Source organism: Streptomyces sp. NPDC048484, assembly GCF_040651415.1.
In the GTDB taxonomy this organism is placed as follows: Bacteria; Actinomycetota; Actinomycetes; order Streptomycetales; family Streptomycetaceae; genus Streptomyces.
This window is the reverse complement of record NZ_JBEZJY010000039.1, coordinates 15,057-36,262: the sequence shown is the minus strand read 5'-3', so window position 1 is coordinate 36,262 and position 21,206 is coordinate 15,057. Positions and strand designations below refer to the sequence as shown.

Sequence of the window (21,206 nt, the reverse complement as noted above, 5' to 3'; positions counted from 1 at the left end):
TCCTGTCGGTCGTCGCCGTGTGGGGTGAACTCGGCGCTTTTTCAGTGCATGCGGGCGTCGGTGTCGAAGAGCGCCAGTTCGTGGCTGTGCAGGAGGTGCTGCACGATGAAAGATCGTCCGGCGACTTTCCAGAGGCCACGCCCTCGGTTGAGGTGGGCGATGGCGTCCATTTCGACGGAGGTCAGGCCGAGCAGGGAGGCTGCGGTGTGGAGTTGGTCGGTCTCCTGGCGGTAGATGATGCGGGTGCTGCAGTCGGCGAGGAGTCCCTCGGCCAGGGCGCGCCCTTGTGATCCGGCGTCGCCTGCGGTGAGCAGGTCGGACAGCCGGTGGATGACCATGAGGTTGGCGATGCCGAGGCCGCGGCTGAGCTTCCACTGGGCCTGCATGCGCTGCAGCAGTCCGACGTGGCGCATCAGCCGCCATGCCTCGTCGTAGACGATCCAGCGCCGGCCGCCGTTGGGATCGGAGAGGGCGGACTCCATCCAGGCGGAGGCGCAGGTCATGGCCAGGACGAGGGCGGTGTCGTCGCCGGACCCGCCGAGCCGGGACAGGTCGATGGTGAGCATCGGCGCGTCGGGGTCGAAGGTGACGGTGGAGGGGGCGTCGAACATGCCGGCGAGGTCCCCGTGGACGAGGCGGCGCATGGCGTGGGCCAGGTCGCGGGCGGCGTCGCCGAGTTGGCCCGACATCATCCCGGCGGCTTCGCTGAGGACGGCGGTGTTGTTGAGGGCGGCGGCGACGTCGCCGAGGAGCGGGGTGCGGTGCGTGTCGGCGGCGCGGGTGACGACGGCGTCCAGGGCGACGTCCAGGGCGGTGTGTTCCATGGGCATCAGGTCCCGGCCCAGGACGGTCCGGGCGAGGGAGCCGAGCAGGAGCAGGCGCCGTTTGCGGATCTCGCCGGCCCAGTCCGCCTCTGTCACGCTCTGTGGGCGCGGGGCCGCGTCCAGGGGGTTGAGGCGTCCGGGCAGTCCGGGGCCGAGAGCGACGGACCGGCCGCCGATGGCTTCCGCCACCGGTGTCCATTCGCCCTTCGGGTCGCACGGTACGTAGACGCGGTATCCGAAGGCGATCGAGCGCAGCGCGAAGCTCTTGGCGAGCGCGCTCTTGCCCTGGCCGATCACTCCGGCGAGCAGGAGGTTCGGGTTGGTGAATCCCTCGATCTTGCCGTACAGCGCGAACGGGTCGAACACGAAGGACGCTTCGGCGTGGACGTCGCGGCCGATGTAGATGCCTTCGGCGCCGAGTCCGCCTTCGGCCAGGAAGGGGTACGCGCCGGCGGCGACGGCGGTCGTCATGCGGTGGGCGGGCAGCTTCAGCCGGTTCTTACGCGCGGAGGCGGGCCCGGGACGTCCGCCGGGCGGGTAGAGCGCGGCGGGCATCTGGTGCTCGGCGGACGTGGTCTCGCTCTGGTGGGCGCTGGTTTCCGCGCGGGCTTTGGCGGTGGCCTCGGCGAGTTGCTGGCGGGCGGCCTTGCGGCTGGCGCGGTCGGTGCCGTGGGGGGTGAACAGCGGGCTGGCGGAGGCGAGGCGGGTACGGCGGGCGGGCCGGTGGCTCATCGGGGGCCCTCGATTCTGCGGGTGGTGCTCATCGCCCGCAGGCCGTGGTGTGCGGGCGAAGGTCGGCGGGGGTGGTCTTGCGGCGAATGCTGTGCCCGGCGGCGAGGTGGCGCTGGCAGATCGTCAGCACGGGCGGTCCCTCGGGCAGCTGCTCCGGATGGCAGGTACTCGCCTCCGCGTCTGCCACGGTGTTGCCGGGCAGCAGGTGGAAGGCGGCGTGGACCTCGCTGGTGGCCTGCCAGAGGTGGGTGTGCGCGGTGGCGAGGTGACGGCCGGCGGCGGGATGGGGTGGCCGGGTGCTGTCGGCAAGCCGGTCCAGAAGCTGGAGCAGGGCGGCGAGGTGGGCGTGCAGCACGTCGAGGTGCAGGCGGTCGCCGGGCCGGGGTGGGTTCGCGGCTGATGGCGTCAGGGCCCGGGTGTGGTGGCGGACTCCGGCGCTCGCGGCGCGGAGGTAGGGGTGCGCGTCGTCCGGAGGTGTGCGAGAGGTCAAAGGTAGTGGTCCTTCCTGCCGAGGGGCCAGGGCGGCGGCGGGTGATCGAAGAGCAGCGGACCGGGGTGCTGGCCGGTGGGGATGAGCCCGGCTCACAGGGCGGTCCGGGCGAGCGGGAGCGCGGTGAGGGCGAAGGCGTCCGGCTGCTGATAGTTGAGCCGCCTCAGGTCGACGCCGGAGGTGACGGCGTGGGTCTCGATCTGTGCGCAGGCGGCGTCCAGAAGGGCGTCGGTCGCGGCGGTGACGGTGACCAGGCCGGTCAGGGCCACGTCGGCGTGCCCGGCGATGAGCTGGCGTTCGCGTGTTTTGACGTCGGCGTACTCGACGGAGTCCTCTTCGGAGTCGACCTGTCCGCGGCGGGCGCGTTCGTTGGCGTCGGCGATGATCGCCGCCTTCTTCCGCTGGACGTCCCGCAGCGCGGATTCGAGCCCCTGCGGCACGTAGATGAGGGAGAGGCTGCGCCGCACGCCGGCCGTGAACATGATCCCGTGCAGGAACCCGGCCCCCATCTCGGTCCTGGGCCAGTTCTCCACCCAGTACGTCGCGTGGCGTGCGCTGTCGGTGGTGAGGCGGTCGTACTCCTCGAACTGGACGACGGGCCCGGCGGCGGCGGGGTCGGCCTCAGCACGGCCGGTCTCGGACCACTGCTGGAGTGCGGCGAGCGCCCCCGGGTCGTAGGCGGTGCGGATGACGGCGGCGATCTCCCGCGCGCTCAGCCATCCGGTGACCTGGAGTCCGGCGTTGCGGGCGGCCTGCGCGATCGAGGCGGTGGTCTGCTCCAGGACGATGAATGCCCCGGGCAGCCCGCCGCCGGCCTGGCCGATCAGGCGCCGGGCGGCCTTGAGGTCGAGGGAGATGGCGAGGTAGGTCTCGTGCGGGGCGGCGGCGGGACCGGCCGAGGCGACCAGTTCGGAGTAGATCTGCCCGGCGACCGGGGCCTGGGGCTGCCCGTGCCGGGTCCAGTGGCGGGTGAGGGTGTCGCCGCTGTCGGGAACCGTGCGCTCCAGCACCTGCACGGTGGCGGTGTGCCCGGTGCGGGCGATGCCCGCCAGCGCGCGCCCCCAACTGGACACGTGGTGGTTCTGGGTCGCGGGGTCCAGGAGAACGAAGGCGCGGCTGCTGACGCGGGCGATGGCGGTCAGGGTCTGCTGGTGCGGGTCGTGCACGGCCGCAGCCTGGTTGGCGGAGTCGCCGGGGGTGACCACCTTGAGGGAGGCCGCGGTGCCGGGCAGGTGCAGGACGCCGTCCTGCCGGGGCCGGGTGACGGGCCGGGCGAGCCAGAGCGTCTGACCGGTGCGGCGGCGGTGCGCGTAGCGGGCGACGACCGGCGCCCAGTCGATCAGCGAGCGGCCGTGCCGGCGGATCGCGACGAGCGCACCGGATGCCGCCCACAACGGGGCCAGGACGATCGCGCCGAGCAGCCCGGTGGAGACCACCGTCATCAGCAGCAGCGCCAACGTGCAGGAGACGAGGACGAGTTGGGGCAGGGAGAGGCCGAGGAGGATGCCGCGACGGGACCGGTGCGGGAACTTCACCGTGACCGGGGCGACGGAGAGATCAGTCAAGGGGCGGGTCCTGAAGACGCGGGTGGAACCCGGGGGCGGGAGGCGGCGTGCACGTCCCGCCCCGGGAGTCGGACAGAGGATCAGAGGCCGGCCGGAGGCGGCGGCGGTGAGGCCGGCCCGCTGGACGGGGCGTTCTGTGCGCCGGAGGACGGGGGTGCGCCCTGCGGCGGCGGGGTGGTGGCCGGCGGAGCGGACTGCCATCCGCCGCCCTGGCCGGACGCGGCGCTCGCCCCGGAGCCGCCCGGCCCCGGACTGCCGCCCACCTGGCCGCTGGTGTCGCCGGACACGCTCGTCGGCGCGGGCTGGACCGCCTTCTCCAGAGCGGACGTGACGCCATCGCCACCGGGCGAGACGCCCGTCCCGTCGCCCTGTGAACTTTCCTTGCCCTCGCCGCCTGGGCCGGTCGGGTTGGTGGCGACATCGCCGGGGAAGCCCTCCCCGGCGTCGGGGCCCTGCGGTGCGGCGCCTGCTCCGGCTGTCGCGCCACCGGTTCCGGCGGTGGCCGCCGCCGAGGCGGCCTTGCGGCCGGCCTTCTCGGCGTGGGCCCTGGCGATCTGCGCTCCGGCGCCGCCGGCCCGGTGGATGGACTCGCCGTCGGTGCCATCGGCCGCCCAGTGCACGAATTTGAAGACGGCGTACGGGCAGAGCAGGACGAGCACCATGATCACGATGCCGGACATGACATCGGCCAGAGCGGCGATGCCGTCCTTGGCCTCGGTCTTGCCCATGGCGGCGACACCGAGCACGAAGATCACGGTCATCAGGAGCTTGGAGACGACCAGGGTGGCGGTGGCTTCGATCCAGCCCTTGCGCCAGCGCCGGGCGACCTCCCAGCCGCCGCCGGCGGCGGCGAAGATCGCCAGCGTGACCATGACGAGAATGCCCACTTTCCTGACCATCATGACGCACCAGTAGAGGAAGGCGCCGATGGCGGCCCCGAGGCCGGTGACGACCGGAACGAGCCAGCCCAGACCGGCCAGGGCGCCGATCTGGTCGACCTTGACGATCCGGCGCACGGCGGACTCGATGTCCAGGTGCGCGGTCTTGAACAGGCCGTCGCTGACGGCATCGACCACTTCGACGGCGACCGTGGTGAAGGCGATGGCGCAGAAGGCGAACAGGACGCCGCCCATGGTGCCGGTGAACGCCTGTGCCAGGGCTTGTCCGTCGCGCCGGACGGCGGCTCGCACCAGCTGCGCGCAGAACGTGGCGACGAGCAGGACCAGGCCCAGCGGCAGCAGCATCTCGTAGTTGTCGACGAACCACGTCGCGTTGAGGTCCACCTTCGTGGTGGTGTCGACTGCCTCGGCGGCCAGATCGGCTGCGGCGGCGGCCAGTTCACCGGCGGACTTCGCCATCCAGTCACCGATGGCCTTGCCGGGGTCCGAGGCGAAGTCCACCGCGTCACCGACGGTGCACAGCTGGTCTGCCAGGGGGAAATCACAGAAACCCACGAGGAGTTACTCCTCCTTATCTTGTCTCAGGCGCGGGTCACTGCGTGACGCTCGGTGCGATGGCGGCCAGGGTGCAGTCGTGGTTCGGGCGGCACTGTACGGCGAGGGTCACGGCCCGTTCCTCGGCTCCGCCGCCGCCCTTCTTCCAGGCGATCTGCTGCCGCCCGTTGACGGTGACGACGTAGATGTACGCCTCGGTGATCGCGGACGGGTCGTCGGCCAGCGCCGCCTTGAACGCGGAGGGGAAGTGGCCCTCGGTGACGTCGGCGGTGGCGTGCTGGTCCTGGTCGGCCATCCGCGACCACAGCACCGGATCGGGCACCTGACCGGAGACGGACGGCCAGTCGGCGTACTGGGTTTCCGGGGTCATCCAGGCGCGCATGCCGGCGAGCTGCTGGCCGCGGCTGGTGCCGCGGGTGTCGTAGGACCACAGCATCCGGGCCGCCGCCGTGGCGTAGGCGACCGGCTCGGCGATCTGCGGCGGCTTGGCCACGGATCCGGATCCGGCGGACGGCTTCGGGGCGGCCTCGGAGGAGGACGGGCTGCCAGCCGGGGCAGGCGCGGCGGCGTCCGGGGCCTGGTGGCCGTTGCCGCCGCCGGTCAGCAGGGCGACGAGGGCGGCGATGGCGAGCAGGACGGCGACGACGCAGGCGACGATCGCGATGCGCCGGTTGGCTGTCCAGCCCGCGCCGTACGAGGACAGCGAAAAGGAGGGAAGTCGTTTCCGCATCAGCGGACCTGCGATCCCAGGCCGGAGAAGAAGGCCACGATTCCGTTCGCGGCACCCAGACCGAGGGCGGCACCGGCGGCCACGACCGCGCCCTTCTTGCCGTTGGCCTCGGCCTGGTGGCCACCGGTGTGGTGACCCCAGGCCCATACGCCGAGCGAGATGGCGAGGGCGCCGACGACGGCGACGATGCCGAACAGATTGATCGAGTTGACGACGTTCTTCAGGACGGACAGGCCCGGCAGGCCACCGCCCTTGGGGGAGATGCCTGGGTCGTAGGCGAGGTAGACGACGGCTCGGTCTGCGAGAGATATGGGCATGAGTGTGGCGGGACTCCTTGCATGCGCTGGCCGGGCAGGCACCGAAAGAAGAGAAGGGGGAGGCCGCGGCCTCGGGTGCGGGCGCCCAGCCGGGTAGGGACGGATCGGGCGGGGACAGCGAAGACGCGTTTCGGTTTACGGCCAGGGAGGGCGGCCGGGGCGTCTTACTTCGGGATCGACGGCTTCGGCGCGGGGTTCGACTGGTACGGGTTGGCGCAGTCGTAGATCATGTAGCCGCGGACTTTGTTGCCGTCGGACTTCCGGGTCACCGTGCCGCGGGTGTACCAGGTCTTCTCGGCGCGCTTGTACGCGAACTGGTCGTAGGCGATCTTGTCGTGCCGGTAGGCGATGCCCACGACGGTGGCCTTCTTCGAAGGATCCGTGCGTACCTTGACCGCCTTGCACGAGATCGTCGTGTGGCCGGTGTCGCCCGCCTGGGATGTGGAGGCGCCGGCGAGGCTTCCGGCCGCAACTGCAAGGCCCAGCGAGCCGACCGCGAGGGCGCGCCGGACGCGGTGGTGGACTGTCATGTGGATGCTCCGTGGTGTTGAGAGAGGGGGAGTTGGCCGTCGGCGAGGTTCTGGTGAAGGCGGCTCGCAGGGGCTGCGGCCTGACCCAGGTCAGATGACGCGGCGGGCGGCGAGGATCGTCCAGTCCTTGATCGGGGTGATCCGGACGGGCTTGGTGGTGCGCGGCGCCTCGATGACGAGGCCCTCGCCCAGGTACATGCCGACGTGTTCGGGCCGGGCGGCACTGCCGCGGCTGAAGATCAGGTCGCCGGGATTGAGGTTCGTCGCCGAGACCGCCATGCCCTCGTCCACCTGCGTGTAGGTGGTGCGGGTGAGCGTGACGCCGGCGTGGGCGTATGCCTGCTGCATCAGGCTGGAGCAGTCGCAGCGGCCCATCGGGTCAGGACCATGCGAGTTCGTGCAGGACCCGCCCCACTGGTAGAGCGTGCCGAGCTGGTGCATCGCCCACTCGATGGCCTTTCGCGCCTTCGGATCGGCGTCCTTGGGGATCGCGTAGCCCTTCGGGACACTTCCCTCGGGGATGCGGCCGAAGCCGGAACCGTCCTGGCCCGGAGCGCAGCCGGCCGTACCGGTCGACGGTTGCTTGCCCTGGCCCGCGTCCACGCCGTCCGCGTCGTCGCCGGGGAAGGTCTTGGCGATGGCGTCCTGCAGTGCGGTGGCCAGGTTCTCCCACTGTGCGTATGCGTCCGGCAGGCCGGACTTCTGCACGGCTTGGGCGGCCTGGGTGACGGTCATCTGCTGCCAGCCGCTCACCTTGAGCAAGTGCTTATAGAACTGCTCGGAGGCGTAGACGGGGTCGCGGATCTGCTGGGCGCTGCCCCAGCCCTGGGAGGGGCGCTGCTGGAACAGGCCGAGCGAGTCGCGGTCGCCGTAGCCGAGGTTGCGCAGCCGGCTCTCCTGCATCGCCGTGGCGAGCGCGACGATCTGTCCCTTTGTGGGGACGTCGAGCGAGAGGCCGGTGGCCACGATTGTCTGGGCGTTGGGGACCTGCTCGGCGGGCAGGTCCAGGCCCTCGACGTGGACGCTCTTGCCGGACGCCCCGTCGAGAATCTTGGTGACCTGCTCGGTGACCTTGTCCGTGTCGATGTCGGTCAGGCAGCTGCTGAAGGAGCCATTGCTCTGCACGGCGTCGGCGGAGGAGGCCAGCATCATGGCCGTGCCGGCGAGTAGGAGTGGGGAGAGGAAGACGACGCCGATACCGGCGGCGAGCGCCCTCAAGCGGAGCGGACCGCTCGCCGGTCAGCGTTTTCGGGCAGGGGCGGGTAGCGAGACGTCATGAGCGTGTCCTTCGGAGTGCGGTGTCCGGCGTGCCGCGTGCGCGAGGCGTGGTGGAAGGGCGCGGCGGCCGGGGTGGGCGATCGTGGCGGGCCGGCACGGGCGAGTTGCCGCTCGCTTTGCGTGGCCGGGCCGTCAGCTAGGTGTGCCGGGGCAAGGGGGTACCTCCGTGAGGTGTGGCGGGGAGTAGCCAGCGGCGGTGTGCGCCGGGCGGTTCAAAAACAGTAGGCGCGAATCGGCGGTTGACCAAAAAGTCGGCGTGAGGTGCCGGAATCCGGCACCCCGGATGAGTATTTCTTGGTCGTCGGCGCTTTCGCCTCTACAGTTTTTGGACTCCCCCTCGCCCTCCTCGGTCTGCGGCCCCGGGCTTCTGCATGCCCGCTTACGGCCCGCGAGGACTCCTGCGCGAGAGGGGCTAGTTCCTTCCACGATTCCGCACCCGAATAGGGGTTCCTCTTTGCCTTTTTCCCTGCACCAGGGCGACGCCCTCAGCGTTCTCGCCGGCCTGCCGGACAACTGTGTCGACTCCGTCATCACCGATCCGCCGTACAACTCGGGCGGTAGGACCGCGAAGGAGCGCACCACCCGCTCCGCGAAGCAGAAGTACACCTCCGCTGAGGCCCAGCACGCCCTGCCCGACTTCACCGGCGAGAACATGGATCAGCGCTCGTACACGCTCTGGCTGACCCAGATCATGACCGAGGCGCACCGTATGACGAAGACGGGCGGCACCGCGTTGCTGTTCACCGACTGGCGCCAGCTGCCGGCTACGACGGATGCCTTCCAGGCCGCCGGGTGGCTGTGGCTGGGCCTCCTGACCTGGCACAAGCCGCAGGGCAGGCCGCAGAAGGGCAAGTTTCGCCAGGACTGCGAGTACATCGTCTGGGGCGCCAAGGGCAAGATCGACGCCGCCGCGAACCCGGTCTACCTCCCAGGCCTCTACAGCGCCTCGCAGCCGTCGGGGTCCAAGCGCCGGCACATCACCCAAAAGCCTGTCTCCGTGATGCGCGAGCTGGTCAAGATCAGCCCCGCGGGCGGCACGGTGCTCGACTTCTGTGCCGGCTCCGGCTCCACGGGGGTGGCCGCCCTGCTGGAAGGCCGGGACTTCATCGGCGTGGAGAAGACCGAGCACTACGCGTCGATCGCGGCCGACCGGCTCACCGAAACGATCCGCGAGACCCTCACGCAGGACGACGTGACCCTCACCGCCTGAGCCACGAGCGACCTTCCCGTCAAGGCGACCGGCTCCCTGGTCGGCAATCCGACGAAGCGGATCTGTAACTCGCCGGCCGCTCCGCGCGTCGCCGCTTCCGTCTTTCTCTCTTTCCGTGTCTCGTAGGAGGCCGAACTTTTCATGTCCGAATCCATAAAGCCCTCTGATGATGGGGAGTTGGAGCCGGTTCGCATTCCGGATCCGCAGCTGGAGGGAATCGAGGCGAGCGTCCGGCGGCTCATGGAGCAGTCGGCGCAACAGGCGCAGCAGCTCGACCACCTTGGGTCCGCTCCGGAGCCGGGCGGATCGCCGTTCGCCGCCTTCGGCATGCCAGGGCTCGGCGGGCCGCCTGCCGCCGCTCCGCCGGAGCCCCGCCCGATCCTGGAACTCGACGGGGAGCAACGGGAAGACGAACTCGACGCCTTGTCGGACTGGGTCGACGACTTCTTCCTCCCGGTGTACGGGGCGGAGGTCACCACCGCGGCGCCCTGGTGTCTGCAGTGGCGGGAGCACGACGATGTCGTGGCCTGGCTCCACGCCCTGTGGCTCGCCTACCAGCAGCACAAGGACTCCGAAGCCGGACTGAGCGGCCTGTTCGTGTGGCACCGGGACTTCCTCACCCACGGCGTGGCGGCGATCCGCGCGCCGGGTGGCCCGCTGTCGGCCTGCATGACCTCTCCCGACCGGCCCGCGCACCGTCTCCTGCCCGGCCCGCCGCCGTCCGTGCGCACGGAGACGGCGGTCACGGCGGAGGCCGCCGGTCCTGCCGAGCCGGACGAGCCGACGTCATGAACGCGGGAGTGGGACAGCCCGCCTTCGCACTGAGCTTCGATCCCCGTGCTCTGACCGATCTCCTCCAGGCCCCCAGCGATATCCGCGACCTCACTCTCACCTACCTGCAGGAGGTCGTGAACGCGCAGCGCTTCGGGCTGCGCCTCGACGGTGACCTGGAGGGCTACCGCAAGCTGTTCGTGGACTCGCGTAAGGACTGGCGCATCGTCTACGGCGTCCGCCCGGCGCCCGCGGAGTCCGCGCACCACAAGGAGATTCACGTCGTCGCGATCCGGCCGCGTGCGGGCAACGACGTCTACGACGAGGTCGGCCGCCGGCTGGGGATGACCCGCCGGCCGTTGAGCGCCCGCACGCACGCGGCCCGCTCCCGCTCTCCGCAGCTGACGACCCGCACTCCCGTGCCCCGGCCCGGTCCGCCGCCCAGCGCACTGCCGGGGCTGCCCCGCCCCGCACAGGACCCCGCGCACCACCCCATCCGCTGAACGCACGGAGCGTCGCCCATGCCCCCTGAACCCGCGCCGACACCAGGTCGGCGTGCGGTCTCCCCGCTCGACCACCGCCTCGAAGCCGTCACCGGCCACGGCATCGACACCCTGTGGGCCCACCGCGACCGCGGCGTCCTCGATGAGCCACACGCCCACCTGGTCGACCGGCACCGCGAGTTGACCAAAGCCCAGACCGGCGTCACCTTCTACCTCCGCCTCCTCAACCGCCTGTCCAGCGGTGAGTTCGACGTCGACGGCGCCCTGCTCACGCGCATCGACCGCACCGTGGACCAGCTGGAGGATGCCACTGACGCGCGGGACGCTGCTGCCGAGAAGGTGATCGCCGCCCTGGAACCCGTCGAGGCCGCCACGGCAGCCTCGGTACCCGGCTCGAAGCCGCTCTCGACGGACGATCAGGCGGCGCTGCTCGCCATCGCCGGCGGCGCCAAGCTCTACGAACACCTGCTGACCGCCCGGATGTCCGTCACCACTGCCTCCGGCACCCGCATCCCGCACGCCAAGCTGCGGCGGCTGGAGGACGCCGGCCTGGCCGTGAGGGATACCGGCCACCCCGTGCACGCCGGCCAGCCAGTCGCCCTCACCGACGCCGGGCGCGCCGCCCTGTCCGCCGCCCGACGGGCGCCCACGGCCCAGGCGCCCAAGCTCCCGGCACGACCCGGCGCATCGCCGTCCACCTCGCCACAGCGGCGCTGAACTCCACCGAAAGGCCCTTGTTGTCCCCCACCGAACCGGCCCCGGCTCGGAAGCCCCTACCGCAAGTCAACTTCGACCTCGACGACTTCGGCGCCGACGAGGAGAGGTACCTCGACTTCTACCGCAAGGTCGGTGTCCACGAGGACATGCTCGTTCCCCTCGCCGAACACCATGACGGTGCGCACAGCTACTACGTCCTCTTCGATCGCACCGCCACCTGGGGGCGCCCTGGCATGCCCCAGGTGCTCGCCGTACATCTCCAACGGGAATACGGAAAGCAGGCGTTCAGCTTCGATCAGGCCCCGCTGCCGCTGCCCGCGATGGCGCAGTCCTGGCTCGTCCACCGCGGCTGCCCGCCCGATGCCATCGTCCTCGACCCCGAGTTGGGGCCACCGCCTGCGGACGAGGCGACGCGTGCGCTGGAGAAGCGTCTCGCGGACGACGGCGACCACTACGCCATGGGCTACTCCTACACCGCGGATGACCCGGACGACATGGTCACCGTCGTGGCCCTGCGCGCCCTGAACGAGCCAGGCCCCAGCCCTTTCCGCGTCGTGGTCGAGGAAGTCGACACCGACGCATGGACGCACACCCTGCGCGAGGGCGGCTTCGACACGAAGGAGGCTGCCCTGCAGTGGTGCGACGACCGGCTTTCCGGCAAGGCCGGTCCTCTCCGGCCGGTCCGCCCGGAAGCCGCAGCCGTCCGTCCGGCCGGTGTGGCGAAGGCCCCGGCTCCGCGCCCGCCAGGCCGCTCGCGCTGAGCGCCAGGGCCGGCGCGGGCGGCGGAACATAGCCGACGATCGCCGGTTAGCCAAACCGGCGATTCTCCGGACTCTTATACAGCCGCCGGGACAACATCCGCGGCGCCCTTCCAAACGACCCCTATGCCTTCACGGAGGTTTCTTCCGCATGCGCTCCACCAGGATTGCCGTATCCGCGGCGGTGCTCGGCGCACTCGCGCTGCCGGCGCTGTCCGCCACCAGCGCCGGCGCGGCCAGCGTACCCACCGCAGCAACCGCCGTCCCCGCGGTTGGCTGCCACGACCTGCCGCCGCTGCCGTACGCGGTGCACGCCAAGGCCGTGACCATCCGGTCCAAGGCCAGCTCGAAGTCCACCGCGCTCGGCGTGCTCTACAAGAGCCACCAGTTCAGCGTGGCCAAGAAGAGCGGCAACTGGCTCCACATCACGGACAAGACGACCGGCGTCAAGGGCTGGGTCTCCGGCACATACGTCTACCGCGACGTCCGAATGTGCCTGGACTGACCGGAATGCAGCAGGTGCCCGTAAGCGGCTGAGCCGCCGGGTACAGCAGCCCCCTCACATTCCCCTAGGAAACGGCCTTTCCAGAACAGGAGTCTTCTTTTGTCCGACGGTATATCCGCTGAGTCTGAGGATGTCGTGGGCGTGCTCACCGAACGGATCGAAGCACGTTTCGACATGGGCATGGACCAGTTGAAGGCCGCGGTCGCCGCCGCGCCGACCGCCAATCCTGACGCCACCGACGTCGTCAAGTGGCACGGCCTTCTCGTCCAGGCCCAGTCCGTGCTCGACCGCGCGGAGGACGACCTCCTGGCCGCGCTGGACACCCAGCCCAGCGAGGTCGACGACCCGACGATAGGCCTTGCCCACCGCGTGAACGCCGCCGTCACCGCACGCGATGGCCGGGCCCTGGTCGTGCGGTGGCTCCTTGACCCGGACGCTCCCGGGAAGAAGGACCTCGCCGCCGAACGGCTCGCCCGCCTTCGCCCCAGGACCGGGCCGGCGGTGCAGACCAGCGCTCCCCAACGCCCCCCGGGTACACCCGCACCGACGTCCGCGTGGCGGGCGGGAGGGCCCGCCCGATGAGCCGGTCCAGGGCCAGCACCATGGACGCCGATCTGCTGAAGGTCTTCGGGTCCCCGGTCCCTGAGCTGTACGAGGCGGCTGTCGGACCTGATGCCTCTCCCGCGCTCGCCCGCGCCCTGGAACTGCGCTCCTTCCTGGCGCTGACCGAGGAGCAGGTCGCCCATGTCCGCGACCGGGTGCACGCGGACATGGACCCGGAGCGCGACATGGGCGAGCTGTCGGCGGACAAGCTCCGCGTCGACGCGCAGTGGCTGGAGGCGGCGCTCGACGCCCGCGACGGCTACCGGACCGCGCTCGGCGAGCTGCTGCGCACCATGCCTTCGCCCGACCAACAGGCCCGGCCCGTGCGCACGACGCAGCTCAGTGCCACCGCCGTCATGTCCCCGTCGGCCGCCCCGGCACCTACGCGTGCCGGGGCGGCCCGGGCCCGCCGACCGTGAAGGTGCCCGCTTGTCCCACCTCACGTCCACCGAGATAGCCGGACGGATCGAGGACCTGTACGGCGCGCCGCTCGCCGACCTCGAAGCCCACGCCCAGGACCAGCCGCCCGGCCTGCTCTCCGCTCTGCTCGGCATGCACGACGACCTTGCCCTCGCCGAGCGCAGCATCGACGTCCACCGCGAGCACCTCGCCCGGCTCATCCACCCTGAGCGGCAGATCGGCCGGCACGAGGTCTCTCACCTCCTCGACGGTTCCCGCCGGCTCGCCGAAGCAGTCGCGATCCGCGATGTCCAGGCCAAGTCGGTCGCCGCCGTTCTGCAGAGCCTCGCCCGCGTCCCGGCCCCCACGCCGTCCCCGCCGACTGCCTCGCCGCCGCTGCCGGCTCCGTCCCTGCCGGCCCAGAACACGGCGCACAGCCGCTGACCCGCAGGCGATTTCCCTTTACTCACCCAGGAGTTCCTCCCTTGGCCCTCACTGCTCTGCCTCCCGACACCGACGCCGACATCGCCCGGGTCACCGAGGCCCTCGCCATGATCACCCCGCGCTGGAACGTGAGGATCCTGCTGGCACTCTCCGGCCCGCCGCTGCGCTACACCGAACTGGCGGCCAAGGTGTCCTGGCTGCAGAGCGGCCAGCTCCACCCCAAGCTCAAGACGCTGTGCGACGCCGGTCTCGTCGAGCGCACCGGACACACCTCCCGGCACGTCACCTACAGCCACACCGAGCGTGGCGCGGCCCTGCTGCCGGTCCTGCCGGTGATCGTCACCTGGGCCGAGGACCACCTGGAGACGGCGGACCGCCCGCTGCCCGCGATCGAGCAGATCGAGGACAGCCTCACCCTGCTCACCCGGCGGCACGCCGCCGCCATCCTGTGGGTGCTGAAGTCCCGCGAGGAGGTCAGCGGGCGGGCCCTGGCCCGGATCGTGATGCCCAGCAGCGACTGGACCAACATCTACCCGCCGTTGCGGCAGCTCGTCACCGACGGCCTGGTCGACACCGAGGGCACCGGCCGGCCCTACCGGCTGTCCGCCGCGGGCGAAGGGCTGGGCCCCGTTCTCGGCGCTATGTCCGCTTGGTCCGCCGGACAGCCCCTCACCCAGGCGGCCCACCACCCGGTCTGGGGGCACCCGCAGGCCAAACCCGCTCCGAGGCCGTGGGTCAGCAGCCAGTCCCGGCCGGCCCCTACGGCGCTCCCACAGGCAGGGACAGGTGAGTCCTCTCCGGCGTGGCACCACCGCGCTCTCTTCTCCCATGCCACGACCGCCCGCCCGAAGGCCGCCATCCCGGCGGGAGGTCCGCGCCGATGACCCTCCTCTTCACTCCTGCCGAAGTACGCACCGCGGTCGACCTGCTGGCCTCGCGCTCCTTGATCCGCCTGGTCACCGAGATCGACGACAACGGGGCGATACCACCGCGACGGCTGGCCGCTACCCTCCCCGACCTCTCCTCGGATCAACTACGTCGCGCTACCGAAGCGGCCCGCGCCCACGCTCTCGTCCGGACCGCGCCCGGCGCCGGCCTGGAACTCACCGACACCGGCTCGGAGTTGGCGGACCTCTACGACGCGGCGGCGCGCTGGGCCCGGCACCACGCCTCCCCGGCACCGGTCTGCGCGTTCAGCAGCCGCATCCGCCACGTCCTCGACCTCCTGGCACCCTCGCTCGCCACCGAGCGCGCCGACGGCCGCTCGCTGCCGTCCGCCGCGCGCCTGCCCAGCGCCGAGGCCGAGGCGGACCTGGCCCGCCCCCGCGCTCTGCTGCTCCAGTGGCTGGCCGGCAACCCCCAGGTCGCACCGGTGTCCGAGCCCGAGCCGGCCGCGTGAACGGTGCCGTCACGCCCCGGCATACACGCCACACCGACGGGCTGATGCGCAGCATCTACCTGCCGCGCACAGCGGACGCTCTCGCGTTCGCGATGTCCACCTACGGCATCCCGCTGCTGGTCCTGGCCACCACGAACTCCGCCGCGCTGACGGGCGCCGCGTTCGCCCTGGAGTGGATCCCGCGCCTGGCGGCGTTCGGGTGGGCCGGAGCGATCGTCGACCGGCGCGGGGCGGCCGTCGTCTTCCACCTCGCCTCCCTGGCACGCGCGCTGGCCCTCGCCGCCGGCGCTCTCCTGCTCCACCTCCACCCGACCGGCACCGTGGCGAGCGCGACCGTCATGGTGCTCGCGGCGACCACCGGTGTGCTCACCGAGTTCAGCTACATCGCGACCGAGACCGCGGGCGCCGCCGCCAGCCGACGAGCGGGAAGGCGTGCCCACCGCGTCCAGGCCGTCCTGCTCGGCATCGACCAGACCGCGACCCTGACCGGCCCGGCCCTCGCCGGACTGCTCCTGCTCGCCGGGCCACTGCCGATGCTCGCGGTGACCACCGTGCTCTCGCTGCTCGCCGCGCTGCTCGCCCTGCGCACACCCTCGCCCGCCGCCCCGGCCCGGGCACCCAAGAACCACAAGACCTCCGGACCGCTCACCGGATGGCGCACCATCCGCGCCCTTCCCGCGCTCGGCTGGCTCGTGACCGGGCTGACCCTGTCCAACCTGGCCACCGGGCTTCTCCAGGCGGCCGGCCCGGTGATCGTCGTCCAGCACTTCGGGCAGTCCACCACGGCCGTCGGCCTGGTCTGGTCCGCCGCCGCCGCAGCGACCCTCCTCAGCGTCACCATCTGCCGGTTCGCGCTCGACCGCCTGGGCCTGTGGCCGGTCGGCGCCGCCTGCGCGGCCCTCGCCTCGCTCGCCTGTCTCGCCGCCGCCCAGGCCCCCGACTACCTGTCCTACCTGATCCTGATCGCGGTCCTCATGGCAGCCGACGGCGGCCTGGCGGTCGTCCTGCGCACCCTGCGCTCCCGCCTGATCCCGCCGGAAAAGTTCGGCAGCACCCTGTCGGCGACCATCCTCATCCTCCTGCTGCCCTTCCCCGTCGCCGGCGTACTCACCGCACTCACCCCGCCCGACGCACTGGGCCACGTCATCACCGCCTGCGCCACCCTGCAGGCCCTCGGCCTGCTCTGCGCCTTCACCCGCCTGCGCACCGACCCCGCCCTGCGCACCTGACTTGGTCGCGTCCCCAGCCTGTGGAGAACCCCATGCCCACCGCCGTCCCCGGGACGAACCGCGCGAGCGGTCGCACCATCACCGAACAGTTCCACGCCTTCGACGCGCACCACCCGCACGTCTACCGCGCCCTGGAACACATGGCCGCCCGCCGCCTGACCGAAGGCACCCCACGGGTCAGCCTCAAAAACCTCTTCGAAGACCTGCGCCGCCAACTCCCCAACGGCGTCGCCGGACTGGACAACAACTTCACCGCCCTCTACGCCCGCCGCCTACTCGACGACCACCCCCACTGGGCCGACGCGTTCGAGCTGCGCCGCCGCCGTGCCGCCTGAGACACCCCTCCCTGCCCTCGTCCTGCCGTCCACCGATACGGAGAACCCCTCCTTGTCCGCTCGCCCCCTCGTGCTCGTCGTTTCCCCCGGCGATGAGACCTTTCGCGGCTACTGCCTGGAGCAGGTGGCCGCCGCGTACGACGTCGTCCTGCTCACCGGCGCTGAGCCGTTGTGGGAGAAGCCGTTCATCGTCGACCACGCCGTCGTCGACCTGACCGACCCCACGGCGCTACTCGCCGGCGGCCGGGCCCTGGCCGAGCGCCACGACCTCGCCGGCGCCCTCACCTGGGACGAGTTCAACCTCGTCCCCACCGCCCGCCTCGCCCGCGCGCTCGGTCTGTCCGCGCCGTCCGTCGAGGTGATGCGGGGCTGCCGCAACAAGGCCACCGCCCGCGCCCTGTTCGCCCGCCACGGGGTGCCGTCGGCCGCCTCGATGAAGGCGCGGACCCTGCCGGAGGCCGGCCTTGCGACGATGACGCTGGGCTACCCGGCCGTCATCAAGCCCGCAGCGTTCGCCGGCGCCATCGGCGTGATCCGCGTCGACCGGCCCGAAGAACTGCCCGCCGCGTTCGCGTTCGCCTCGGCCGGTGCGAGCCGCAGCCATGAGGACACGGGCGTCCTGGTCGAGGAGTACCTCGACGGACCGGAAATCTCCGTCGAGTGCGTCACCCACCGCGGCGTGACCACCGCGGTCGCCGTGACCCGCAAGCGACTGGGCCCCACACCGTACTTCGACCAGACCGGACACACCGTCGACGCCACCGACCCGCTCCTTGCCCAGGTCGCACCGGCTGCCGCTGCCGCGGTCAAGGCCCTGGGGATCACCGACGGCGTGCAGCACGTCGAACTGCGCCTCGTGGACGGCCGGCCCCGGCTGATCGAGGTCAACGCCCGCATCGGAGGCGACATGATCGGCCACCTCGTCCGCCTCGCCACCGGCATCGACTTGCCCAAGGCAGCCGCCGACCTCGCCTGCGGGCGGGCACCGGACCTCACCCCGACCCGCAGCGAGGCCGCGGGCATCCGCATGCTCTACCCGGACGCCTCCGGCACCCTCACCGCACGGCACATCACCCAGCCCTTCGCCGCCCACACCCCGTGGCTGCGGCAGGTCCAGTGGATCCGCGAGATCGGCGAGAGGCTCCTTCTGCCGCCCGAGGGCGACCTGTTCACCGCCCGGGCCGGGTTCTTCATCGTCACCGGCCGCACCACCGCCGAGGTCACCGAGCGCCTCGACACCGCCGCCGACGAGATCACCGTCGCCACGGGGGCGGACCGATGAACGCCCGGCCCGATCCGCGCCTCGACGTCGACGGCGACGTCTACGTCTTTCCGCGCCATCTCGCTTCCACCACCGGAACCGGTGACCCCGCCCTCGCCCCGCTGCTCGACCTCGGCTGGGAACTGCAGCATGACGACCTCGGTAACGCCTACGTCAGCGCCCCAGACCGGCGCGTCCGCCTGGGCTACCTGCCCGAGGGCGAGGACGACGGGCTCTGGCGCATCAACGCCTACAAGGACTCCTTCGGCCCGCCGACGTGGGGCGTCTGCTTCAACGACCGCGTCCCCACCGAATTCGTCCAGGCATTCACCACCGTCCTCGCCACGGCGTACGAGCAGGGGCCGGACGCCTACCTCGCCCGGCCGGCCGCCGGAATCGACGAACACGATCCCTTCCTCGCCGTCGTCCCCCTCCTGCAGCAGGGCTGGGAGATCGACCGCCCGCGCTGGGGCGTCTTCGCCGTCCAGGCCCCGGACAGGCGCGCCGGCATGGAGTTCACCACCGGCCACCTCGATCCGGAAGCCGAGCTGACCACCCGCGAGGCCCGCTGGCAGCTGTGGGCGGGCAAGTCCATCGACCGGCCCGTCTGGTACGCCACCGCCAGCACCGACACCCCCGTCGCCCTGCTCACCGCCGTCACCCAGTGCGTCGCCGACCCAGCCCCGTTGCCCCGATGGCGCGAGGAGACCTTCAGCTACCTCAAGGACATGGCCCAACTCACTCCGATCCTTCCGCCCGGCCCGCCGGCCCCCACGCCGCTCGACGTGCAGCGGGCCGTCACATCCCGCCGTCCGGCCGCGCTGCCCGCGTCCAGCGTCCCGCGCTGGAGCACCACCAGCCGACCGGCGCTGCCCGGCCCACGCCGCTGACGGCGGCCCAACCCCCGACTGGAGAGCCCTTCTTGTCCCTGCAGAGCCCTGAGTTCTTCGCCGAGCTGTGCCTCCCCTTCCACGACCACACCGTCGTGGGCAACACCTACTTCGCCACCCCTGTCCCGGGTGCACCGTTGCGGCTGCGGATCGACTTCACCGGCACCATCCACGCGGACACCTACGGCGGGCTGCGCCTGGCGGTCGTCCACCCGGACCGCGGCGCGATCGACGCGGTGGCGCTCGGCTTCGTGGACCACGGAACGTTCCACCGCCGCGACGAGGCCACCAACACCCGGCCGAACACCAAGCAGTACGGCACCTTCGGCACCTATCACCGCCCTGGACGGCCTCCGTGGGAGGGAGCCGTCGCCACCGGGCTGCGCGACGCCATCGAGCAGTACACCGCCCTCTGGTTCCCCGGCGCCTGGACCGCGTCCGCGCCCGGCCGCACGGCCAGCCGCACCGCGCTCAGCGCGGCCGTCCCGCCGATCACCCGCAACGGCGCCCGCACCCGCTGAATCCCCGTCCCGCCCCCGCCGGCCGTCTCCCGACCGGTTGCCCGGCCGGTCGCCCAGCCCACTCCCAGCACCAGCTCACCCCGCACCCGCTGACCACCACCTCGCCACGGAGTTGTGGATGTCTCCACCTCGCTGGTTCCCCTCCCACCGACGACCACCGCCGCCTACCGCCGCGGTCCACGTCCCGCCCCCGCCGGGCCCGAACGGCTTCTGGCTCACCGACCCGGACTTCCGCGACCGGCTGCACAGCGCCACGCTGACGCTCCTCGACATCGTCGAGGACTGCCTGAACGACGATGTCCCGCTTACCGAACTCCTCGACGGCGCCCGCGACCACGCCGAGCACATGCTCGGCATCCCCAGCTCCTACGGCATCCTGGTCGAAGCCGAGGCCGCAGCGCAGATCGTCCAGGCCGCCGGCCTCGACGCCGGATCCCCCTTCGGACTTGTCATCGCCCAGGGACTGACCGGCATCGAGCAGCTGCCCGTCGAGCAGCAACAGCAACTCGTCCGTGCCGCCGCCCGCCGCTCCGCCATCACCGCGCCCTCCCGCCCGGCGAGCGGGCCGGCCGCCCCGCCCCCGAGACCGACGCCGGGCCGATCCCGCTGAGCTCGCCACCGCCACCTGTTCCCACCCGTATCCCTGGGAGAGTCCCTTCTTGCGGCACCCGTTCCGCTCGCACCCTCCCGGCCGCTGTAGCCGTCGCCGCTGCGGTCACCGGCAGCCTGTCCTGGGCACCGACCGCATCGGCCCAGAGCACCGAGCCCACACCGTCCTCGTCCTCGACTCCGCGCAACGCGGCCGAGGCGGAGACCGGCGGCGTTGCCATCTTGAAGAAGGACCCCGGAGGCGACGTGCTCGACGGCGCTTCCTTCACCCTGTTCGACTCCGCGGGCAAGGAAGCCGCCAACGGCAAGACCGATGCCCAGGGACAGCTCGCTTTCAAGGACCTCACGCCGGGGGCTACCGCCTCAAGGACGTCACCAGCGGCAGCCCGCTGCATGACGTCGCCGCCGACCAGGACGTCATCGTCACACCCGGCGCCGACACCCCTGTGACGATCATCGATGCCTTCAAGCCCGCGACGGTTCTGCTGAAGGCCAAGGACAACAAGAGCGGCAAGCTGCTGCCCGGAGCCACCGTCAATATCGGCACCGGCGACACAACGGTCGTCACCCTCACCACAGGCTCCACCGACACCGCCTCCGCCCAGCTGCCCGTCAACAGCCGCACTGGCACACCCTTCTGGGCCAAGCAGACCAGGGCGCCCGCCGGCTACGCCCCCTCCGCACTCGCGACGAGCTTCACCGCGAAGCCTGGCAGCCCGGTCACCGTGACCCTCACCCATACCAGGACCACCACACCGACGCCCAGCTCCACCGAAAAGCCGTCCGGCCAGTCGGCCACCGGCGAGCCCGCACCTGACCAGCCGGCCCAGGACATGGGCGGTGGCACCTCCTCCGCGCCGCCCGGCTCCGCAGTCGTCAACCCGACGAGGTCGAGCAGTTCGACCCCCATCGTTAAGGGCACACTCGCTCGCACCGGTGCCGACGCCGCCCTCTGGCTACTCGGCGGCGCCGGCTTTCTCCTCGCCCTCGGCACAGGCACTGCTTTCGCAGCACGCCGCCAGACCGACGACCCCAACGGCCCGTTTCAGGACTGACACATCCCGACCTGCAGCCACCATGCCCTCGGAATCACACGGTTCCGAGGGCACTGGTGCACCTGGCCGGTGGGCTT

General features: G+C 71.7%; 27 protein-coding genes. 19 read left to right on the top strand and 8 right to left on the bottom strand.

Going from position 1 to position 21,206, the window contains the following annotated elements:
- Window positions 1–41: 41 nt before the first annotated feature.
- The 8 genes from AB0D14_RS32665 to AB0D14_RS32630 all read right to left on the bottom strand — a co-directional run bounded on the left by AB0D14_RS32665 (window position 42) and on the right by AB0D14_RS32630 (window position 7,860).
- Entirely contained in the window at window positions 42–1,556 is a 1,515-nt protein-coding gene (locus tag AB0D14_RS32665; protein WP_362786337.1) for an ATP-binding protein, read from the bottom strand.
- Window positions 1,557–1,584: 28 nt separating this feature from the next.
- Window positions 1,585–2,046, bottom strand: coding sequence for a DUF6238 family protein (locus tag AB0D14_RS32660; protein ID WP_362786335.1), 462 nt, complete (start codon window positions 2,044–2,046; stop codon window positions 1,585–1,587).
- Between the two features lie 92 nt (window positions 2,047–2,138).
- Complete coding sequence (locus AB0D14_RS32655) at window positions 2,139–3,611, bottom strand: SCO6880 family protein (protein WP_362786333.1); 1,473 nt, start codon at window positions 3,609–3,611, stop codon at window positions 2,139–2,141.
- An 80-nt stretch (window positions 3,612–3,691) separates the two neighbouring features.
- Entirely contained in the window at window positions 3,692–5,065 is a 1,374-nt protein-coding gene (locus tag AB0D14_RS32650) for an ATP-binding protein (RefSeq protein ID WP_362786331.1), read from the bottom strand.
- A gap of 37 nt (window positions 5,066–5,102) precedes the next feature.
- Window positions 5,103–5,795: a hypothetical protein gene (locus AB0D14_RS32645; RefSeq protein ID WP_362786329.1), complete on the bottom strand. Its 693-nt coding sequence runs from the start codon at window positions 5,793–5,795 to the stop codon at window positions 5,103–5,105.
- Window positions 5,795–6,112, bottom strand: a complete 318-nt coding sequence (locus tag AB0D14_RS32640) for a DUF6112 family protein (protein WP_362786328.1) — start codon at window positions 6,110–6,112, stop codon at window positions 5,795–5,797. The genes AB0D14_RS32645 and AB0D14_RS32640 overlap by 1 nt, the downstream gene beginning before the upstream one ends.
- Before the next feature lie 164 nt (window positions 6,113–6,276).
- Window positions 6,277–6,642 (bottom strand): hypothetical protein, encoded by a 366-nt coding sequence (locus tag AB0D14_RS32635; RefSeq protein ID WP_362786326.1) that lies wholly within the window; start codon window positions 6,640–6,642, stop codon window positions 6,277–6,279.
- A 90-nt stretch (window positions 6,643–6,732) separates the two neighbouring features.
- Window positions 6,733–7,860, bottom strand: a complete 1,128-nt coding sequence (locus AB0D14_RS32630; protein WP_362786324.1) for a C40 family peptidase — start codon at window positions 7,858–7,860, stop codon at window positions 6,733–6,735.
- 514 nt (window positions 7,861–8,374) lie between these two features.
- Here AB0D14_RS32630 and AB0D14_RS32625 point away from each other — a divergent pair.
- The 19 genes from AB0D14_RS32625 to AB0D14_RS32535 all read left to right on the top strand — a co-directional run bounded on the left by AB0D14_RS32625 (window position 8,375) and on the right by AB0D14_RS32535 (window position 21,129).
- Window positions 8,375–9,130, top strand: a complete 756-nt coding sequence (locus tag AB0D14_RS32625) for a site-specific DNA-methyltransferase (RefSeq protein ID WP_362786322.1) — start codon at window positions 8,375–8,377, stop codon at window positions 9,128–9,130.
- Between the two features lie 240 nt (window positions 9,131–9,370).
- Window positions 9,371–9,922, top strand: coding sequence for a DUF4913 domain-containing protein (locus AB0D14_RS32620; RefSeq protein ID WP_362786433.1), 552 nt, complete (start codon window positions 9,371–9,373; stop codon window positions 9,920–9,922).
- Window positions 9,919–10,404, top strand: a complete 486-nt coding sequence (locus tag AB0D14_RS32615) for a hypothetical protein (RefSeq protein WP_362786320.1) — start codon at window positions 9,919–9,921, stop codon at window positions 10,402–10,404. Before AB0D14_RS32620 ends, AB0D14_RS32615 begins: the two co-directional genes overlap by 4 nt.
- Before the next feature lie 18 nt (window positions 10,405–10,422).
- A complete protein-coding gene (locus AB0D14_RS32610) occupies window positions 10,423–11,121 on the top strand; it encodes a hypothetical protein (RefSeq protein WP_362786319.1) in 699 nt (232 codons plus the stop codon).
- Between the two features lie 17 nt (window positions 11,122–11,138).
- Window positions 11,139–11,882 (top strand): hypothetical protein, encoded by a 744-nt coding sequence (locus AB0D14_RS32605; protein WP_362786317.1) that lies wholly within the window; start codon window positions 11,139–11,141, stop codon window positions 11,880–11,882.
- Window positions 11,883–12,030: 148 nt separating this feature from the next.
- Window positions 12,031–12,384 (top strand): SH3 domain-containing protein, encoded by a 354-nt coding sequence (locus AB0D14_RS32600; protein WP_362786315.1) that lies wholly within the window; start codon window positions 12,031–12,033, stop codon window positions 12,382–12,384.
- Window positions 12,385–12,483: 99 nt separating this feature from the next.
- Window positions 12,484–12,966 (top strand): hypothetical protein, encoded by a 483-nt coding sequence (locus AB0D14_RS32595; RefSeq protein WP_362786313.1) that lies wholly within the window; start codon window positions 12,484–12,486, stop codon window positions 12,964–12,966.
- A complete protein-coding gene (locus AB0D14_RS32590) occupies window positions 12,963–13,406 on the top strand; it encodes a hypothetical protein (protein ID WP_362786312.1) in 444 nt (147 codons plus the stop codon). Before AB0D14_RS32595 ends, AB0D14_RS32590 begins: the two co-directional genes overlap by 4 nt.
- A gap of 10 nt (window positions 13,407–13,416) precedes the next feature.
- Window positions 13,417–13,830 (top strand): hypothetical protein, encoded by a 414-nt coding sequence (locus tag AB0D14_RS32585; protein ID WP_362786310.1) that lies wholly within the window; start codon window positions 13,417–13,419, stop codon window positions 13,828–13,830.
- A 41-nt stretch (window positions 13,831–13,871) separates the two neighbouring features.
- Window positions 13,872–14,714 carry a winged helix-turn-helix transcriptional regulator gene (locus AB0D14_RS32580; RefSeq protein ID WP_362786308.1) on the top strand — a complete coding sequence of 281 codons (843 nt, stop codon included), beginning with the start codon at window positions 13,872–13,874 and terminating at the stop codon, window positions 14,712–14,714.
- The gene (locus tag AB0D14_RS32575) at window positions 14,711–15,229 is read left to right on the top strand and encodes a regulator (RefSeq protein WP_362786306.1); all 519 of its coding nucleotides are present in this window, start codon (window positions 14,711–14,713) and stop codon (window positions 15,227–15,229) included. Before AB0D14_RS32580 ends, AB0D14_RS32575 begins: the two co-directional genes overlap by 4 nt.
- Window positions 15,226–16,458 (top strand): MFS transporter, encoded by a 1,233-nt coding sequence (locus AB0D14_RS32570; RefSeq protein ID WP_362786304.1) that lies wholly within the window; start codon window positions 15,226–15,228, stop codon window positions 16,456–16,458. The genes AB0D14_RS32575 and AB0D14_RS32570 overlap by 4 nt, the downstream gene beginning before the upstream one ends.
- Before the next feature lie 32 nt (window positions 16,459–16,490).
- Complete coding sequence (locus tag AB0D14_RS32565; protein ID WP_362786303.1) at window positions 16,491–16,793, top strand: hypothetical protein; 303 nt, start codon at window positions 16,491–16,493, stop codon at window positions 16,791–16,793.
- Between the two features lie 52 nt (window positions 16,794–16,845).
- Window positions 16,846–18,075 carry an ATP-grasp domain-containing protein gene (locus AB0D14_RS32560; protein WP_362786302.1) on the top strand — a complete coding sequence of 410 codons (1,230 nt, stop codon included), beginning with the start codon at window positions 16,846–16,848 and terminating at the stop codon, window positions 18,073–18,075.
- The gene (locus AB0D14_RS32555) at window positions 18,072–18,944 is read left to right on the top strand and encodes a DUF317 domain-containing protein (protein WP_362786300.1); all 873 of its coding nucleotides are present in this window, start codon (window positions 18,072–18,074) and stop codon (window positions 18,942–18,944) included. The genes AB0D14_RS32560 and AB0D14_RS32555 overlap by 4 nt, the downstream gene beginning before the upstream one ends.
- A gap of 32 nt (window positions 18,945–18,976) precedes the next feature.
- Window positions 18,977–19,465 carry a hypothetical protein gene (locus AB0D14_RS32550; protein ID WP_362786299.1) on the top strand — a complete coding sequence of 163 codons (489 nt, stop codon included), beginning with the start codon at window positions 18,977–18,979 and terminating at the stop codon, window positions 19,463–19,465.
- A 118-nt stretch (window positions 19,466–19,583) separates the two neighbouring features.
- Window positions 19,584–20,075, top strand: a complete 492-nt coding sequence (locus tag AB0D14_RS32545; RefSeq protein ID WP_362786298.1) for a hypothetical protein — start codon at window positions 19,584–19,586, stop codon at window positions 20,073–20,075.
- A gap of 221 nt (window positions 20,076–20,296) precedes the next feature.
- On the top strand, window positions 20,297–20,524 hold the full coding sequence (locus AB0D14_RS32540; RefSeq protein WP_362786296.1) for a SpaA isopeptide-forming pilin-related protein: 228 nt from the start codon (window positions 20,297–20,299) through the stop codon (window positions 20,522–20,524).
- On the top strand, window positions 20,521–21,129 hold the full coding sequence (locus tag AB0D14_RS32535) for a hypothetical protein (protein WP_362786294.1): 609 nt from the start codon (window positions 20,521–20,523) through the stop codon (window positions 21,127–21,129). The genes AB0D14_RS32540 and AB0D14_RS32535 overlap by 4 nt, the downstream gene beginning before the upstream one ends.
- Window positions 21,130–21,206 lie beyond the last annotated feature (77 nt).

Excerpts from the sequence above, each read along its gene's own strand:
- AB0D14_RS32590 (WP_362786312.1), top strand. The coding sequence starts at position 12,963 with ATGAGCCGGTCCAGGGCCAGCACCATGGACGCCGATCTGCTGAAGGTC.
- AB0D14_RS32665 (WP_362786337.1), bottom strand. The coding sequence starts at position 1,556 with ATGAGCCACCGGCCCGCCCGCCGTACCCGCCTCGCCTCCGCCAGCCCG.
- AB0D14_RS32610 (WP_362786319.1), top strand. The coding sequence starts at position 10,423 with ATGCCCCCTGAACCCGCGCCGACACCAGGTCGGCGTGCGGTCTCCCCG.
- AB0D14_RS32645 (WP_362786329.1), bottom strand. The coding sequence starts at position 5,795 with ATGCGGAAACGACTTCCCTCCTTTTCGCTGTCCTCGTACGGCGCGGGC.
- AB0D14_RS32565 (WP_362786303.1), top strand. The coding sequence starts at position 16,491 with ATGCCCACCGCCGTCCCCGGGACGAACCGCGCGAGCGGTCGCACCATC.
- AB0D14_RS32635 (WP_362786326.1), bottom strand. The coding sequence starts at position 6,642 with ATGACAGTCCACCACCGCGTCCGGCGCGCCCTCGCGGTCGGCTCGCTG.
- AB0D14_RS32620 (WP_362786433.1), top strand. The coding sequence starts at position 9,371 with ATGGAGCAGTCGGCGCAACAGGCGCAGCAGCTCGACCACCTTGGGTCC.
- AB0D14_RS32615 (WP_362786320.1), top strand. The coding sequence starts at position 9,919 with ATGAACGCGGGAGTGGGACAGCCCGCCTTCGCACTGAGCTTCGATCCC.
- AB0D14_RS32600 (WP_362786315.1), top strand. The coding sequence starts at position 12,031 with ATGCGCTCCACCAGGATTGCCGTATCCGCGGCGGTGCTCGGCGCACTC.
- AB0D14_RS32555 (WP_362786300.1), top strand. The coding sequence starts at position 18,072 with ATGAACGCCCGGCCCGATCCGCGCCTCGACGTCGACGGCGACGTCTAC.
- AB0D14_RS32575 (WP_362786306.1), top strand. The coding sequence starts at position 14,711 with ATGACCCTCCTCTTCACTCCTGCCGAAGTACGCACCGCGGTCGACCTG.
- AB0D14_RS32545 (WP_362786298.1), top strand. The coding sequence starts at position 19,584 with ATGTCTCCACCTCGCTGGTTCCCCTCCCACCGACGACCACCGCCGCCT.
- AB0D14_RS32640 (WP_362786328.1), bottom strand. The coding sequence starts at position 6,112 with ATGCCCATATCTCTCGCAGACCGAGCCGTCGTCTACCTCGCCTACGAC.